11 protein-coding genes are annotated in these 16,749 nt (G+C 58.9%); 6 read left to right on the plus strand and 5 right to left on the minus strand.

Going from position 1 to position 16,749, the window contains the following annotated elements; all coding sequences use genetic code 11:
• The 3 genes from Mal15_RS14610 (at position 1) to Mal15_RS14620 (ending at position 2,743) form a co-directional block, all read left to right on the plus strand.
• Positions 1-1,356 (plus strand): MFS transporter, encoded by a 1,356-nt coding sequence (locus Mal15_RS14610; RefSeq protein ID WP_147868451.1) that lies wholly within the window; start codon positions 1-3, stop codon positions 1,354-1,356.
• Positions 1,353-2,102, plus strand: a complete 750-nt coding sequence (locus Mal15_RS14615) for a sulfite exporter TauE/SafE family protein (protein ID WP_147868452.1) — start codon at positions 1,353-1,355, stop codon at positions 2,100-2,102. Before Mal15_RS14610 ends, Mal15_RS14615 begins: the two co-directional genes overlap by 4 nt.
• Positions 2,103-2,449: 347 nt before the next feature.
• Entirely contained in the window at positions 2,450-2,743 is a 294-nt protein-coding gene (locus tag Mal15_RS14620; protein ID WP_147868453.1) for a hypothetical protein, read from the plus strand.
• A gap of 433 nt (positions 2,744-3,176) precedes the next feature.
• Here Mal15_RS14620 and Mal15_RS14625 read toward each other — a convergent pair whose 3' ends face one another.
• The 3 genes from Mal15_RS14625 to Mal15_RS14635 all read right to left on the minus strand — a co-directional run bounded on the left by Mal15_RS14625 (position 3,177) and on the right by Mal15_RS14635 (position 8,503).
• On the minus strand, positions 3,177-5,330 hold the full coding sequence (locus tag Mal15_RS14625) for a cation:dicarboxylate symporter family transporter (RefSeq protein ID WP_167546822.1): 2,154 nt from the start codon (positions 5,328-5,330) through the stop codon (positions 3,177-3,179).
• Positions 5,331-5,517: 187 nt separating this feature from the next.
• Positions 5,518-7,014: a GumC domain-containing protein gene (locus tag Mal15_RS14630; RefSeq protein WP_147868455.1), complete on the minus strand. Its 1,497-nt coding sequence runs from the start codon at positions 7,012-7,014 to the stop codon at positions 5,518-5,520.
• A gap of 550 nt (positions 7,015-7,564) precedes the next feature.
• A complete protein-coding gene (locus tag Mal15_RS14635) occupies positions 7,565-8,503 on the minus strand; it encodes a TIM barrel protein (RefSeq protein WP_147868456.1) in 939 nt (312 codons plus the stop codon).
• A gap of 540 nt (positions 8,504-9,043) precedes the next feature.
• Between Mal15_RS14635 and Mal15_RS14640 the strand changes: the two genes are divergently transcribed.
• Together Mal15_RS14640 and Mal15_RS14645 are read left to right on the plus strand one after the other, a co-directional pair.
• Positions 9,044-11,494: a DUF1588 domain-containing protein gene (locus tag Mal15_RS14640; protein ID WP_147868457.1), complete on the plus strand. Its 2,451-nt coding sequence runs from the start codon at positions 9,044-9,046 to the stop codon at positions 11,492-11,494.
• Positions 11,481-12,809, plus strand: coding sequence for a DUF1552 domain-containing protein (locus Mal15_RS14645; protein WP_147868458.1), 1,329 nt, complete (start codon positions 11,481-11,483; stop codon positions 12,807-12,809). The genes Mal15_RS14640 and Mal15_RS14645 overlap by 14 nt, the downstream gene beginning before the upstream one ends.
• 265 nt (positions 12,810-13,074) lie before the next feature.
• On the opposite strand, the gene Mal15_RS14650 is transcribed toward Mal15_RS14645, so the two are convergent.
• Together Mal15_RS14650 and Mal15_RS14655 are read right to left on the minus strand one after the other, a co-directional pair.
• Positions 13,075-14,061 carry a peptidylprolyl isomerase gene (locus Mal15_RS14650; RefSeq protein ID WP_147868459.1) on the minus strand — a complete coding sequence of 329 codons (987 nt, stop codon included), beginning with the start codon at positions 14,059-14,061 and terminating at the stop codon, positions 13,075-13,077.
• Entirely contained in the window at positions 14,058-15,434 is a 1,377-nt protein-coding gene (locus tag Mal15_RS14655) for a hypothetical protein (RefSeq protein WP_233903448.1), read from the minus strand. The genes Mal15_RS14650 and Mal15_RS14655 overlap by 4 nt, the downstream gene beginning before the upstream one ends.
• A 120-nt stretch (positions 15,435-15,554) precedes the next feature.
• Here Mal15_RS14655 and Mal15_RS14660 point away from each other — a divergent pair, with 120 nt between their 5' ends.
• The gene (locus tag Mal15_RS14660; RefSeq protein ID WP_167546823.1) at positions 15,555-16,694 is read left to right on the plus strand and encodes a DUF1570 domain-containing protein; all 1,140 of its coding nucleotides are present in this window, start codon (positions 15,555-15,557) and stop codon (positions 16,692-16,694) included.
• Positions 16,695-16,749: the final 55 nt, after the last annotated feature.

Consider the following 16,749-nt stretch of genomic DNA (forward strand, 5'->3'; position numbering starts at 1 on the left):
ATGGACGACGGCAATCCGAATCCCTACGGCGCCCCGAAATCAGAACCGTCCGGGCCGGAGATCCAGTTTGATCCGGGAGAAGGTTCGTCCGGCCGCTGGTACACGGGCGTCACGCGGTACCAGTGGCTGATCCTGATCATTGCCTGCGCGGGCTGGGTGTTTGACGTTTACGAAGGCCAGATCTTTAACATCACCCGCAGCGACATGCTGTTGGAAGTGCTGGACGGTGATGAAGCCGCGGCCAAGGCGTGGGGCGACAATTTTCTGGCGATCTTCTTGGCCGGCGGAACCATCGGCGGGTTGCTGTTCGGTTCGCTTGCCGATCGGCTGGGCCGGCGGCCGATCATGATCGCCACGATCCTGATGTATTCGCTGTTTTCAGGGCTGACGTATTTTGCCAACGACATCTACGTGATCGGCGTGTTGCGTTTTCTGGTCGCCCTCGGGATCGGCGGGGAATGGGCCGTGGCGGCAAGTTTGGTGGCCGAAGTATTTCCCAAGAAGGCGCGTGCCCAGGCGGCGGGGATCTTTCACGCGTCCAGCATTCTGGGGACCTGGTTGGCCGCGCTGTCTGGCATTCTGGTCGGATCACATTGGCGCTACGCCTATCTGTTAGGTGTGTTGCCGGCGTTATTGATCGTGTGGGTGAGGGCGAGCGTCAAAGAGCCCGAGCGATGGCAGGCGACGCGGAACAGTGCATTGGGGCAGAAATCCGGCAGTTTCGCTGATCTGTTACTCAACCCCAAATGGAACGGCTTGGCGATCCGCGGAATGTTGTTGGCCGCGGTCGGGTTGGGCACGTTTTGGTCGGTCACGGTCGCCGGGCAGGATTTGGTCCGGGCGTTGTTGTTGTCGCTTGGAACGGATCCCGAGACCGCGGGCGCGAAAAGTAAGTTCGCCTATGGCATCGTCCAGGCCGCCGGTGGCGGTGTGGGACTGTTGTCGTTCGGCCCGTTGTGCGCGCGTTTCGGACGGAAGCCCACGTTCATCGCCTATCACGTTTTGGCGTTGTTGATCGTTCCGGTGGTCTGTTTTGTTCCGCAAACGTACACGCAGATGTTGTTCATTTTGCCGGTGTTCGGGTTCTTGACCTTAGGGATGCATTCGGGATACGCCATCTACTTTCCCGAGCTTTTTCCGACGCACATTCGAGCGACCGGGGCGAGCTTCTGTTTCAACGGCGGACGATTGTTAGCGGTGCCGGTGCTGTTGTTTTCGGGATGGCTGAAGGGGCGCGATGACGTTGCGATCCAGGACGCGGTCTGGTGGTTGTCCGCGTTGTTCATCGTCGGCATTGTCGTGATGCTGACGCTGCCGGAGACGAAGCAGCGAGATTTGGTCGAGGACGGAGGATGACCGGCGACCCGATCGTGTTTGTGTACATTGGCGTGATCGCGCTGGCGGCCGGGTTTGTGCATAGCGCGATCGGATTCGGATTCGGGATGGTCGCGGTGACGCTGCTGCCGTTGTTTGTCGAAGTGCGTCAGTCACACGTCGTTATTTCCACGGCCAGCGTCCCGGTGTTGATGATGGCGGCGTGGGCGTATCGCGAAGGTGCCGATTGGTCGGCACTGTGGCGGGCACTGGTGGGCGCGGCGATCGGGATGCCGCTGGGTTTGTTGGCATTCGAATGGGTGTCGCCGGACTGGTTGATCCGGGGCACGGGACTGGCGATCCTGGTGATGGTGGCGATCAGTATTCGCAACCGGCGGAGGGCCAATTCGGAGACGAAATCGCGGCCGGGGTCGTCATGGATCGCCGGCGCCCTGGGGGGATTCCTGGCCGGTGCGGTCACGATCGCAGGGCCTCCGGTGGCCGCGTACGCGTTGTCACAGCCCTGGGAACAATCGCGATTCAAAGCGTTCTTGAATCAGTTTTTGTGCGCCGTCGCATCGTACAAAGTAGCGGGGCTGGCGGTGCGAGGGTTCATCGATCAGGAGACCTTGGTGCAGTCGGCCGCGCTGGCTCCGATGGCGATCCTTGGGATTCAGATTGGTGCGATGTTTAGCCGTCGTCTCTCCACGCGGCGTTTTCAAACCTTTGTCGCGATCGCGTTGGTTGCGGTGGCGATCTACTTCGTCGTCCGCGGAGCCGGCGAGTGACGACGCCGACTCTTTCGCGCCGTCGTCTCTGCCAATGTAGAACCGCTGTCCTCAGCTGTTCTGGGTTGGCCGCGCAGCGGGCAACCACTGAGATCCTCTCAGCCGGGGCGGCTGAGGGGGGAACAATTGGGACAATGGTTCTACACTGGTGGGCACCCGACATCTCTCCGCCGCCTCGCGTTGTGTTCGCCCCCAGTGAAAACCAACCTGCAACCTAATGCACTCCAGGACGCTCCCGTATGAGGGGTGGCGGTCACCCCTTGGGCTCGCGATACTTTCAGAGCGTCGGTTCATTGACACACCACTGATCACCGACTTGTAGCAAAGATTGACTCAAGAGGAAGCAAATGGAAGGCGTATTGGGCGTAGGCGGATTTGTGCTGTTCGTTGTTGTTTTCGTTCCGTTTATGTTTCGGCTGAAACGAAAGTACATGGACAAAGCGATCGCGAAATACAATGAGCAGAACGGAACCGACATCGAGATCGAGAAGTCAGGGATGCCTCCGCTGAAGTATTGGCTCAAGAATCGGAAGGGTGACTGCTGGGCTCTCGTCGTGTTCCCCGATGGGACACGCAAATGGGCCCGCCTCCGCGGAGGCCTCTTTTCAGGCAGTCAACCGCTCACCTTTTTGGATGTTTAGACTTCGGGCGGTCAGGCTGCCGACGCGCAAAGCGACGAAGACCGGGGGAACCCTGTGTTTTGATGAAATCGTACTCCATTCGTTCGGTTCTGATTTTCACACTGGTTGTCGCCGTTTTGCTGGCCATCCCGGTCCGTCGTGCAGTGAACCAGAAGCGTGGGCGTGCATGGGTTGGGGATCCTTATTCCCCTCAACGCACAAACGAACCCGGCGAAAGCGATACATCGATCCACGGATGTTTCAACTCAATCCACCTTGTGACGCGAGTCGTCAGTTGGTCAACCCGACTCTGTTGACAACGTGGTGAGCAGCGTTCTTCTGGGTGGTTCTTTCCAGGGCGTCGCGGAGCGTTCAGCGGACGACCGCCCGGAAGGGCCGTCGTACTTATTGGCTCGACCGCCCGGAAGGGCCGTCGTACGGCTAGGGGATACGGCTAGGGGATCCAGTGCAGGTAGTCGCGGAGGATGGACCAGCGGGGTTCGTTTTCGCCGTTGGTTTTGCCGAGCACCCAGTGGTCGTAGTAGTCTTGGGCGGTGCCGTCTTTTTGTCGCAATCCGACCCAATATTCCAGGAAATCTCGCATCTGTGCGTCTCGATTGCCGACGGCGTAAAACAGCGGCAGGCTGGCATTGAGTTCGTTGGGGATCACGACTTCGAACCGGGGGTACATCAACGTAAACGCGGAGCCGCTTTCGGCGCTGATCAACAGGGCATCCAGGTCAGGATGCTTGCCGTTGAAGTAATCACGATTGTCAGCGATTTCGACCAGCGTGTCGTCGGGCAATGCGGCTTCGATGCGGTTGACGAACCCGCGACTGAGGTCGGCAAATCCGATTCGCAGATCGTCCAGGGCCAAGATTCGTTTGAGGGTTCGGAAGTTGCTGGATCGATAGTCACGTGTGACCAAGGCCAAGTGCACGTCCATGTAGCTTTCGGTGTGAGCCATCGCTTGGGCGCGTTCCAGTGTTCCCACCAGGCCAGACATCACGATATCGAAGTGATCGGCATTGAGTTGGTCGACCAGCGTGGCGCGATCGAAACGCACCAGTTCCAGGGTGACCCCCAGGTCGCGGGCCAATGAGTGCGCCATTTCGACGTCATAACCGACCAGCGTCCTGCGGTTGTTAAAGTAGGCGAATGGCAGGTTGTCTTCGTTGTAGCCCACGCGGATCACACCGCGGCGACGAATCCGCTGCAGCAGGGATTCGCCTTCGCGAAGCGGTTCGGGATTGGGAAGGGGCTGTTTGATGACGACACTTTGAACAGGTTTTTCAAGCAACTGCATGCGTTCGATCACGTCGAATTTGTTGTCGGCCATCGTGATCACGCGATACAAACCCAATCGCACGCCGACCAGCAAGATCGCGCCGAATAAACAGACCACTGCGATGTACTTGAGGATCGCCAACAGGTTGAATCGGAGCAGTCGATTGAAGCCGAAGATCGAAATCAACGTCAGCACACACAGGTGCATGGCGCCGACGGCGTCTCCGAGTCGTTCACCATAAACTCCCGAAACCAGGAACAGCTGGAACATGTCATGCGGAAGCTGCATTTGATCGAGCAGAAACGGGATGGCGACGATCGGACCGCCGAAAAATGAAAACAACCCGGACGCCAGGAAGGTCGGGTAGTCCGACGGGTTGATCGGCGCCCCCAGGAACCACGCCGCGAAGGGAATGAACAGCATGCTCAAAAGCTTGCCGACGTGGGGAAACGGATAAGCGGTGCCGTAAAGCAGGTCGATCGCGGGTGATTCGTCTTTGCCATCGATCCGGACCTGGGATTGAAAAAGCCGTTCCGTGTTCTCGATCAGCATGGGCAGAACGATAATCAGTTTGCCGGTTGCGAACGCGGTCAGCATCGGTTCTTTGACGACAAACAGCACTTGGCGATAGGTCAACGGCGTCAGGGTCGTCACCAACAGCGGCAAGACGATGAAGCCCAGAAAAACCGCGCCGGCGGTGTAAGCGACCAGGTAGGCTTGCAACCGCCCCACCTCGGCCAGCGAAACCGTTCCCGCCGTGCTGGCCGCGATCGCAAAAATGCCGATCGGCGCCAACCGAGTGACGAACTTGCTGATACTCAGCAGCACGTCGGCGACGACATGAAGTTGTTCCAGCACGATCCCACGATTGCGTGACCGGGCAAGCGCCAGACCGCAACAGATTCCGAACAACACCACCGCCGGAACCTGGTTGTTGGTCAGCGATTCAAAAATGTTGGCCGGGATGAAGTAGGACAGCACGTCCAGCGGTTCAGGGTCTTTGATCAGCGCGGTGCTGAAAAAGGAACCCGAACTCCAGGCGGGGAAAGCCGATGGCAACACCCAGACCACGGTCAAGCAACTGGCCCACAGCCCCAGCAGCACCGTGCCACCGATCCGTGCCAATCGTCGACTGTTGCGCAGCCGCATCCGACCCAAGCTGACGACCAGGGTCACCAAGATGTACGGCAAGATTGTCATTCGCAGCAGACCCACGAACGCTTCGCCGATGATCGCCAACGGGGCACAGAGTTCACCGGCAAACAGGCCGGCAAAAACACCCAACGCGAGTGCGATCAGGATCTGGGTCGATAAATCCACCCGGCGGACGAATTTCGCGTACACGCCGTTGACCGGCCGCCGCCGGGGTATTGACCGATGCGTGGAATCTGTCTGTTCCGACTGCTCCGGCATGGCATTTTAAAATAGGGCAAAACGGCGGCGAGGACCCAAAGATATCGACCACCGTTATACCGGAAGATCGGTCATGAACGTCACCGCATTCCGGTCAAGATTGATCGGTAGGCTGAGGCGGAGTGTGTTGCAGCTCGCTTTGGGGCGGCTGGACATCGCTGCTGCGGCGTTTCTGCTGAGCCAATCGGGCCCGGTCCTCGGCCCTGCGGTTTTGGCCTTCCAGATGGTCGGTCCAGCGACGCCGTCCGTGCGAGTGCGTGGGGCCGGGGGCGATCAAGAAGACGGCTCCGAGTCCGAAGATCAGGCCCGCCATCATCGACCCGAAGGTCATCGTTGTGGTGCCCGGGCCGATCGGTTTGTCGGAGACTTGTGGCGGACCGAGCGCGGCGACCAGGTTGGTTGACAGTGCCGCCGACCGGCTGGCGCGGGCATCGACCAACCGCTGTTCTGCTTCGGCCAATTGTTCGGAGCGTTGCTGGAGTTCGGAATCGATTTCCGCATACATGGTCCGCGCTTCGGCAAGCATCTGCAGCTTGCTGGACAGCTCCTTGACCTTTTGTGACAACCGTTTCACTTGGGCAAATTGCAATTCCAGCATCGGTTGCATCGAGGCGATGACGGCGTTGGTTTCTTGGATGATGCGTTCGCGAATTTCGCGTTCGGTCGCGATCGCAGCTTTCCGTTTCGGGTTTTCCAGCGTGTACACGCCCGACAGTTGGCTGGCACGGAGTTGGGCGTCGATCAATCCGTCTTTCAGCCGTTGAAGCGACGGTTGGCTGTTCAGAAGGTCACCGCCGCTGATCAACAGTTTGTTCGGGTCTTTCGCTCCGGCGACCAGCAAGGCGTGCAGCGATTGAAGTTTCTCGAGATCCAGTTCGGCCGTCTGCAGTTGTTCTTTGGTGGTTGCGAGCGAACGTCGGTAGCTGCTGTCACCGGCATAGGTATCGTTCAAGTTGCGTAGTTCGCCCAGGTCGGCGCCGAATCGGACTTCGATCTCGCGCATCCGGTCCGAAACCTCGTCCAGGTTCTTCTTGGCCAGATCGCGGGCGTGCGTCAGTTCGACGATCACACTGTCGGCGCGAACGCGTCGTACATCACGCAGGTGCTTGGTCAACGAATCGAACATCGCGTGACAGAAGCGGACGGCACGGTCCGGCGCTTCCGATTTGACTTCCAGGTAAACGACTTCGGTGTTGCCAAATTCGGCGCCTTGTGGAGCAAGGATGTTGACGCAGGACGAGCTCGCGCCGTCGATCGTGGCCAGTGGCGGCCAGTTTTCGTCCAGGCCACCGTCAGGCGGTCCGATTTCTCGCAACGCCGCCGCGACCACTTCGCGGTTCTGTGCCATCTCGAGAATGGTCTCTTGGGCGGCTTTGAGTTCCGTCTGGCTGGCGAATCGGCCCAATCGGTCGACCGCCCGGGTCGCTTCGTCTCGTACGACCAGCGGTTGGCGAGCCGCGTAAATGTCGGACGAAAGGAACGAATAGGAGACCCCGATCAGACCAAAGACCAGGACGGCACCGATCCAAAGTGGGGCAAAAAGCACCAGGACGTTCCGAATGTGTTTCCAGGGGATCGGCGCAGCAGACATGGCATGCTTTTCGAAGGGTGGGCGGAAATCTCTCCCAACCCTAGGAGCGCTTTAATTCGGCGCGATCCCGATGTCTGTTTCCTCGCGATCGGTCGTGTCGGATCAAAGTGGCCGATAGCGGTTGTTCGGAAATTGACGGTTGTCAAACACGGTGCTTGAAATCAGAGGCAGATGATCACGTGGTCGACTGACAGCAGCCATCGGGCGACGAAACACGAGTGACATCAGCCGATTCGCGCAAGCGTTCGGGCCCCCAGCGTTGATGGACGCTCAACATCGATAAAGGGCTCTGCATCGATGAACGCCCGTAGGCTGGCGCCAAACGGCTGATCCCACGAGGGTTTGCGGAATCGAATACGCCAAAATCCTGCGATCATATCGAACGGCTTTGGCCGCCCGAGCGGAGCCAGCAGAAATGCCCGTTCCGGGGCGGGGCCAGGGAACGAAGCATGAATGACAGAATGATCCGGGGCAGAATCATGAAATGCCCCGCGCGGCGCTGGAATTGTCGCTCGCTGGGGCATTCCGAGAGAGTCGCGTGTCCCGAGAACTAGGCAACCGGAGTCGGTTCGTAGGGGATGTCTTCGATCAGGTCCATCGGCAGCGGTTTGACTTCGACGCCGGCGGCGGTGCAGATCGCATCGATCGCCTCTTGGGCTTCCTTGACAGTGTTTTCCCGGGTTTGGCCCTTGTAGCGGGTCGGCGAGGCGGAGGGGCTGATCGGCCCTTCGAATCCGCTGGCGATCAAGTGTTTGACGACGTTGACGTGATTCAATCCACCTTCGGCGGTCGGCAGTACGCAATCCACGCGGGTGGCTTTGGCGGGATCGGCGTCATCGGCCAGCGATCCCAAGCGGACGGCGACGATCTCCGAACCCGGGATTTCGCTCAACTGGTCCATTCCACCGTCACCGACGGCCCAGTCCCAGGTGTCGACGATGTAGCCGACGTTGGGATTGCCGACCGCTTTGACGATGGCGATCAAGCCTTCGACGTTGCGGACGAAGTCGAACTCTTTGGATTCACGCAGGACCTTGGCCGCATTGAAACCGACACCCAGACGGATTCCCTTGGCCGACAAGACCTCGGCCACTTGGGACAGTCGGTTTTGTTGGGTCGTGAAGTACTCGTGGTACGGCAGCCGGTCGGTCGCAGCCGGCAGCGTGATGTAGGCTCGGGTGGCTTCCAAGTCGGCGGCCAGTTCGGTCAGCGGGTGCAACGCACCGACTTGGCTGGTGAAGGCGTCGTCGTCGGCGTCCAGGTTGATTTCCAGTTGAAATCCACCGACTTGTTCCAGCCGGCCCATGCCTTCGCCCATCGCCGCTTTCAAGAATTTGGCGGCGTCATCGGCCGTGGTACGCTGCGAGCGACGCAGGATCTCGTACATGTCGATGTCCATCGACGCAAACCCGTAAGTCAGCGCCAGTTCGATCAGTTCGCTTTGGCGTCCGTTAATTCCAAGAGACTTGGGCGAGAAATTCTTGAGCATTCGTGGTCCTGTCAGTGGTTTGCCGAGACATTCATTCCATCGGGACCGACGACGCGTCGGCAAAATCATGACACCGAAGGGTGGTCACCGTGGGTGGTCTGGCTGCCTGAAAAAAAGAGTGGTGAAAGTGATTGGTATGCGACTTGGGCCGCGTAGTATCGCAGAATCACCCCAAATCAGCCAAGGGGCGTTTCACGTCGTAATTTGCGAGATTTCTGTCACAAACCATTCAAATCTGCGCCGAAATCTGGTTTAATGAGACGGTATCGGGTCGCTAAGGCTCGATTCCCACCCCCTAACGCGTAGTGAAACACCCACCTGACTACGCCGGCGGCCCGATTCAGATTTCTCCGCATTCAGACCCTATTGCGAACGGTCCCACCCGCAGTCCGGCCACGACACGGGCAGGCAACCGATCCAACCGCTCGGTTTACGCCGATGTATCCTCCCGGGACGAGTCATGCGTTCATGATTCGAACCGGCGGGCAGGGCCTGAAATCGGTGCCTGAAACCGGTCCCCTACCCTGATCAGCGTCCTATATGAAGAGCTTTCAAGCGATTTCAGCAGCGCGCCGCTCCGGCGTGTGGAACCTCGCGGTCTTGCGATCCAGGCCGTTCACCGCGACCGGTCTCGTTTGTCTGGGGAGTTTTCTGATCGGGTTCCTTTCCCCTCCGTCGGGCGGGGCGGCCGCTGAGACGTCCGGTGATGCTTTGACGCGAGGCAAGCAGATCTATGCCGAGCAGTGTTTGTCCTGCCATGGCGAGGGTGGTCGGGGCGGTACCGAAGGCTACGCCGATGCGTTGGTCGGCGATGCCTCGATCGGTGAATTGTCCGAAATCATCTCGGACACGATGCCCGAGGAAAATCCGGAAGATTGCGTCGGTGAAGACGCGAAGGCCGTTGCGGAGTTCATTTACGAATCGTTTTACAGCGAGGCGGCCCAGCTACGCAATCGACCTGCCAAGCAACAATTTTCGCGGCTCACCGGGACACAATTGCAACAAAGTCTGGCCGATTTGTACCAGCACTTTTTTGGTTCCCCGTTCAGGGTTGAGCAGCGGGGACTGAGTGCTTCGTATTTCGACAGCGGTCGCTGGGACAAAAAGCATCTGAAAGTCGAACGCATCGACCCGGTGTTGGACTTCGATTTCGGCCGTGAGTCGCCGGTCGAAGGGGTGACGCCGGAAGAGTTTTACATCAACTGGTCGGGTTCGTTGCAGGTCGAACACAGCGGGCGGTACGAAATCGTCGTGCAGTCGACGTGTTCGATGAAAGTCCGGTTCGGACATCACCAGAGCGTGCTGATCGACAACCATGTCCAGTCCGAGGGGAAGACGGAGTTTCGTCGTACGTTGAACTTGATCGGCGGGCGGCAATACGCGATTCAAATCGATTTCACCCAACGGAAACGAAAGACCGAGCAACCACCGGCCAAGTTTGCGTTGCGTTGGGTCCCTCCCGGCGGGACGGAAACGGTGATCCCCACGGAGTACTTGTTGCCGTCGACTCTGCCGAGCGGTTTCGCCTTGCAAACCAAGTTGCCACCGGATGACCGCAGCTATGGATACGACCGTGGAACGCGGGTCGATCGCCAGTGGGAAGACGCGATCACCGCAGCGGCGTTGGAGTTTGGTGACATCGCCGTCAAAGAACTGTGGCCGCAATACAAACGCAAGCACCGCAAGGATTCCGACGAGAACCGCGGCCGGTTGCGTGGGTTCCTGGAGGAACTGGCGTCGGTCGCCTTTCGCGGTTCGATCGACGAAGAAACCAAACGGTTGTACGTCGATGCGCAGGTGGACGCGGTCGAAGACGATCAGATGGCGATCGCACGGGCGTGTTTGATGATCATCAAATCACCTCGGTTCTTGTACCCGACGTTGGACGAAAGTGCTCCGGTCAGCCGGCGTGTCGCCAATCGGCTGGCGTTGACGCTGTACGATTCGTTGCCCTCGGATGCCTGGTTGCAGGATCAGGCCGACAAGGGAAGTTTTGCCGTCGATCCAAAGGCCGATCCGAAAACGGCCCGGCAGCAAGCCGAACAACGCGTCCGGCAAGCCGCCCTGCGAATGTCGGATGATCCGCGACTGCACGGCAAAGTGATGGAAATGTTCTTCGATTGGCTGGACGTCGATCCGGCGGCGGAGGTTTCCAAGGACCCCGAAAAATATGCCGGCTTCGATGCCGCACTGTTGTTGGATTTGCGTCGCTCGTTGGAGTTGACGCTCGGCGACGTGTTCTGGTCCGATTCGAGTGACTATCGGCAATTGTTTTTGCGTGATTGGAATTGGACCAACGAGCGTTTGGCGAATTTTTACGGCGACGGCTGGCAACCGGATTCGGAAACGCAAGGCGACCGGCTGGTTCGCAGCAAGCCGGCCCAGGGAAAGTCGTTCGGTGTGCTGACCCATCCGCTGGTGATGGGACACCTGAGCTATTACGACACCACGTCACCGATCCATCGCGGCGTGTTCCTGATTCGGCGTGTCCTCGGCCGTACCCTTCGGCCGCCCAACGAAGCCTTCACGCCGATCAATCCGGAATTGCATCCGGAACTGACGACGCGGCAACGGGTCGAGCTTCAAACCGGCGAAGTCAAGTGTCAGGTCTGCCACCAGAAGATCAACGCCCTCGGATTTCCGCTTGAAAACTATGATGCGGTCGGCCGCTATCGCGAGACCGAAAAAGGAAAGCCGATCGATGCTTCCGGCGGCTACGTGACGCGGGACGGTCGCGAGGTGCAGTTTGCGTCGCCGGCAGACTTGGCGCGTTTCTTGGCTGAAAACGAGGACGCCCACCGCGCGTTTGTCGAACGCGTGTTCGAGCATTTTGCAAAGCAACCGCTCGCCGCCTACGGTGAAGAGGTTGCCGATGAATTAGTGAGACGGTTTCGCGAGAACGATTTCCAGATGCGCCGCCTGATTGTCGAGATCGCGGTCGTGGTTGCGACAGAAGAGTTCAATAAGGAGAGCTTCAATGAATCGACGTGAGTTTCTTGCACAGTTAGGTGTCAGTTCTGCCGCAGCGAGTTTGCTGATGGGGCTTCCCAGTCTTTCGTTGGGTGCCGAAGCATCGGCGCGACGAAAACGAGTGGTGTTTGTCTTCAGTCCCAACGGTGTGATCCCGAAACACTTTTGGCCCGACTCGACCGGCAAGGACTACGACCTGAAACGCATCCTCGCACCGTTGGGTGAGTTCAAAGACCAGATGTTGACCGTCAAAGGGATCTGTAATCGGATCCAGGGTGACGGCGACGGCCACATGCGCGGCATCGGATGTCTGTTGACCGGGATCGAATTGTTCCCGGGTGATATCCAGGGCGGAAGCGACACGCCGGCGGGATGGTCGATGGGCATTTCGGTCGACCAGCACATCAAGAATCGTTTGCAAGCCGACGCGGCGACACGAACACGATTCGGGTCGTTGGAGTTCGGTGTGATGGTGCCCGACCGCGCCGACACCTGGACCCGGATGTCCTACGCCGGCCCCAACCAGCCGGTTGCGCCGATCAGCGATCCCTACCAGATGTTTGACAAGCTGTACGGGCAAACGAAGAACCGTCAGATGCTTGCGAGCGTCCTGGACGATTTGGCCGGCGATTTCAATCGGGTCAGCAAGTCACTTAGCAGCGAAGACCGTCACCTGCTGGATCTTCACTTGGATCTGGTTCGCAATGTTGAAAAGGACCTGAAGACGGAGTTCGCCGCCGCGACGAAAAACGATTCCGCCGGACATGCCGTCCCCAAGCTGCCTCCGAATATCGAAGAGCAGAACGACAACATGCCCCAGATCACCAAGATGCAAACGGAGTTGTTGGTCAACAGCTTCGTCGCCGATTTCGCTCGCGTGGCGAGTTTCCAAATCACCAACAGCGTCGGGCAACCGCGGATGAAGTGGTTGGACATCAACGAAGGTCACCACGGGTTGTCGCATGAACCCGACAGCAACGAAGAAGCCTATGAGAAACTGATTCAGATCAACACCTGGTATGCGGAACAGGTCGCGTACATGGCAAAGCGAATGAAGGAAACGCCGGATCCGTCTGGTCATGGATCGTTGTTGGACAACACCACCATCATCTGGACCAATGAGCTCGGCAAAGGCAACTCGCACACCCGCAACGACATCCCGTTTGTCATGGTCGGCGGCGGATTGGATTTCCAATTCGGCCAGGCCTACGACTTCGGCAAGGTCGCCCACAACCGCTTGCTGCTCAGCTTGCTCGAGGGCATGGGGATGCCCGAGGAGACGTTCGGCAATCCGGATTTCTGTGGTGATGGTGCCTTGTCCGGGCTGATGGCCTAGACGGCGCCGGACCGACAGCGGTCACCGGCGGTGGCGGGTATCCGCCACTTCGCCGCCCGAAAAGTGTGCCCAGACGGCACTGTGTTGCGGCGGGTTTGTCCGTGCCCCGAGAATTAACGGACATATGAAGGAAAGATGAGGAGTTTCCACTCGACGAGTGAGGGCGCGCGTATTACCCTTTCCACCAGCGAGGGCAAGCAGTTGCCACCGTTAGCGTTCAGGTGGTTTTGCCCCAACCCCCTGGACGCGTTTTTTTTTGCGCCGATCAATTCCCGGGTGGCTGCAACTGCTTCACGTACCAGACCACCTTGGCCTTGCCATGACGAGCGACCAAGGCGTCGAACAGGGCGGTCGCCGCATCGCGACGCAGCGGCGTTAAATCGGACACGTCTTCATACGCCACTCGCTCCACTTTCTTTTCGTGCACCAGGACCAGGTGGTAACCGAGCGGGCTGAGGACTGGCGGCGTCACCGACCCCGTTTCGGTTTCACGGATCGCTTTCATGACCGCGGTGGGCAGATCGCCGGGCTGCGAGACCCAGCCGATGCCGCCGCCTTTGTCGGCCGTCGCCCCTTCGCTTTCGCGGACCGCAAGCTCGGCGAATTTTGTTTTGAGCGCCTCCGCCGCATCCGACGTTTCTTGCAGTTGTGACGTGATGTCCTGAATTCGTTGTTCGGCGATGGCTTGGGAATCGCGGCTCTGTTTGTCCACGGCGATGAACAGATGCGAGACGTTCCAGCGGGCTGAGGAATAGTTTTCGTGGTGGAGTTCGTAATAGCGTTTTAAGTTGGCATCCGTCATCATGCTTTTCAGATAACGTCGCCAAGCCGAATCCCAGTCATGGGATTGACGAACGCTGCGCTCATCCGATTGGAACTGTTTGCAATACTCGTCCAGGTTCAAACCCTTACGGCGCAACGCGACCAAGAACTCTTCCCAATCACGATCCAGCAACGTCTGCAGGTCCGTCCCGCCCTGCTGGCGAAGCGTTTGGAGGGCCATGTGTTGGCGGACCAGCAGCGCGCTGGACGCCCGTTGGACATCCAGATTGACGTCCGAGAGGTCTTTTACCTTCAGCTTGGACGCGAGTAGGTAATTGAGTTCGCCCAGCAGGATCGGGTCACCATCAATCGCGGCGATCGGGTCAGACGGCCGCAAGGACTCTTGTGCGACGCTCCGCGACGTCGGCAGCACCAGGACCAGGACTGCGGTAACGGTAACCAGCGATGTAGCGAGACGAGACAGATTCATGGAAGCGGGATGTCTTGCAGGACGAAATCGACTTCATTGCGAACCACGCTTGTCGGAGATTCATACACCAGTTTCGCGCCGTCAAGATTCGCGATCTCGAACAGGTATCCCATGCCGACGCCGGATTCGGACTGGCGGTACAGTTCATATCCCAGGTTTTCCACTCGATTGCCTTGGGCATCCAGGACGTAAACCGGGTTTTGAAAGATCCACTGGCGGTGGCTTTCCAGCGCCCGGTCGGCGTCCTTCAGTTCGACCGAAAAACGGACTTCATAAAGTCCCCCGTTGCGCGCGACGCGTTCCAGTTTGACCGTCATGGCGTCGACGGTTTGATCGGCGCCGACGTCGTTGAGCGGCAGTTCGAACGAGTGGCGTTTGCCGGGCAGCAGCGATTGAATGGTTCCCCGCAGCGAGTCGATCTTGACCGGTGTTTCGGTGGGCAACTCCAGCGGCAGGTAGAACTCGCTGAATGCCAATTCACTGTTCGCTGCGATGTCGATGGTGTTCTCGGTCGTTTGCGGTTTCAGCGTCTGGCCGTCGTCCAGTTTGCCCGACAGTTGGGCGACGGGGATGGTCAGCCCGATCGGCGTCATCCCGGGTTGCCAGGTGATTTCCATGGACAGGTTCAACCCACTTTGTTCGGGTCGGTTATAGACGCGGCGGGCGCTGATCGCGGTCGGCTCGATTCGATAAACGCCGCTGTAGGCCGCCGAATCGACGCGTGATTGCCGGTTCTCCTGGCGTGGGACCAATTGCAACGTTTCACGATCGCCGCCGTAGTGGTTGATGTCCAGCTGGGTTTGGTCCAATACCAGGTCGACGGCGTGCCAGAACGATAGCGGCGCGTTGGAGCATTGGATCGGCAGTGACTCGTCGGCGGAGTGTTCAAATTCGATCCGGCTTTCGCGGCTGATCGCTTCCAAGGCGTCGCCGAGAGTTTTGGCGTCGCCCAGGCGGATCCGAATCGCCTTGGCTTGCCGTTTCGTCTTCAACGTCATCAGGACCGCTCTGACGCGAGAAAGTCGCTCACTGGCTTCGATCGAAAACTCGGGGCGTGATTCCGGCAGGAACGGCAAAGCGTCGGCGCCGGCTTCGATCAACGCTTTTTCGGCCGCTCTGCGATCGCTGGCCTTGCGCGCGTCCAACTGGTCGACCCAATCAAGCACATCGTCTTTGGAAATCGGGGCGGCGTCCGCCGAGTCGTCCTCAGTTAACTCGTCGAAGTTTCGGCTGACATCGTTGGAATCGCCAACGACTTGTCCGCCGGCGTTGCGGACGCCGAGCGAAACGAAGGTGACGCACCCCGCGAGGGCGACTGCGACGGCGCCGCGACGGAGCGCTGCCGGAAAAATCGTTTCGACCGTTCGATTCATCTCTTCTCCACAACGGGTTCCGGCCCGGAACGAGGGCGTTTTTGAGCTAGGTTTGGAAGGCTCCATGTTACCAGAGCTCGCCGGACCATGCTTCACAACACTTTGAATCACGCAGCCACGATGAATCGAACCCTCGCGCGCCACCAAGCTCTCTCGCCGTTTCATTCACGATTTACGGCGAACTCCGTTGCCGCAACGTCGCTACTGTTGGGCTTGGCCGCACTGGTCGTTTCACCGGTCAAAGAGTGCCGCGCCGCTTCGCCGGGATTGATCGAGTTTACGATGGGTAGCAATGCGTTGTTGGGAATCCCGATCATGGATTTTCCTTCCGAGCTGATCGTGCTGGCTCGCGACGGGCAACTTCATACGTTGACCGGAAAAGCAAAGGAAAACATCCGCACGCTTGACGCCGCGTACCAGCCCGCGACGACGATGGAGATGAAGGTGTCGTTGCAAAAGGAGTACGGGCGCGAGTTCGAGGTGGTGACCACACAGCATTTTTTGGTGGTCCAGCCCCGCGGACGTGGGCAGCGTTGGCCGCAGCTGTTTGAACGCTCTCACCGCGCCTTCATCGCTTACATGTCGCGGCGAGGCGTCAAGATTCGCCGTGGGCGTTTTCCGATGGTGGCGGTGGTCATGCCCGATTCGGCGGCGATGTATTTGGAACTGGAACGCATGAACGTCGACGCCAAACGTGTGGCGGGAATTTATGCCCGAGAGAGTAATCGTGTGATCACGCACGACGGCGGGCATTTGCGGTTCATCGCCGACACGGTCCGGCACGAGGCGGCCCACCAGTCGGCCTACAACTACAACGTGCACAGCCGAATCGTGATCACGCCGCGTTGGGTCACCGAAGGCATCGGGCAGATGTTCGAACCCGAATCGATGGTGGGTGGCCAATCGGGACTGCACACGCGTGAGCGTGCCAACCAAGGCAGTTTGAATCAAATTCGCGTGCGTTATGACGGTGGTCAATCCCCGGAATTTGCCGATGCGGTACGCGATCTGGTGGGCGCCAACGAAATGTTCAACAACCCCCAAACGACCGGCGATGCCTACGCGGTCGCGTGGGCGATGATGTTCTATCTGGCCGAACGCGAACCGGACCAATTTGCGGCGGTCTTGTCGGGAACTTCGTCGCGAGGGACCTATCAGCCCTATGACCGGTTGGCCCGTCTGAACGACTTTGAGCGATGGGTCGGGACCGACATCGACCAGTTCGCCAAAAAAGTTTCTTGGTTTCTCAAGTCGCTGTAGGGGGTTGTTTCAAAAGCGGCTCCGAGGGCGTAAACTAGCCCGTTGGGACGCATTT

Origin of the sequence: Stieleria maiorica (assembly GCF_008035925.1) — a bacterium.
Classification (GTDB): Bacteria; Planctomycetota; Planctomycetia; order Pirellulales; family Pirellulaceae; genus Stieleria; species Stieleria maiorica.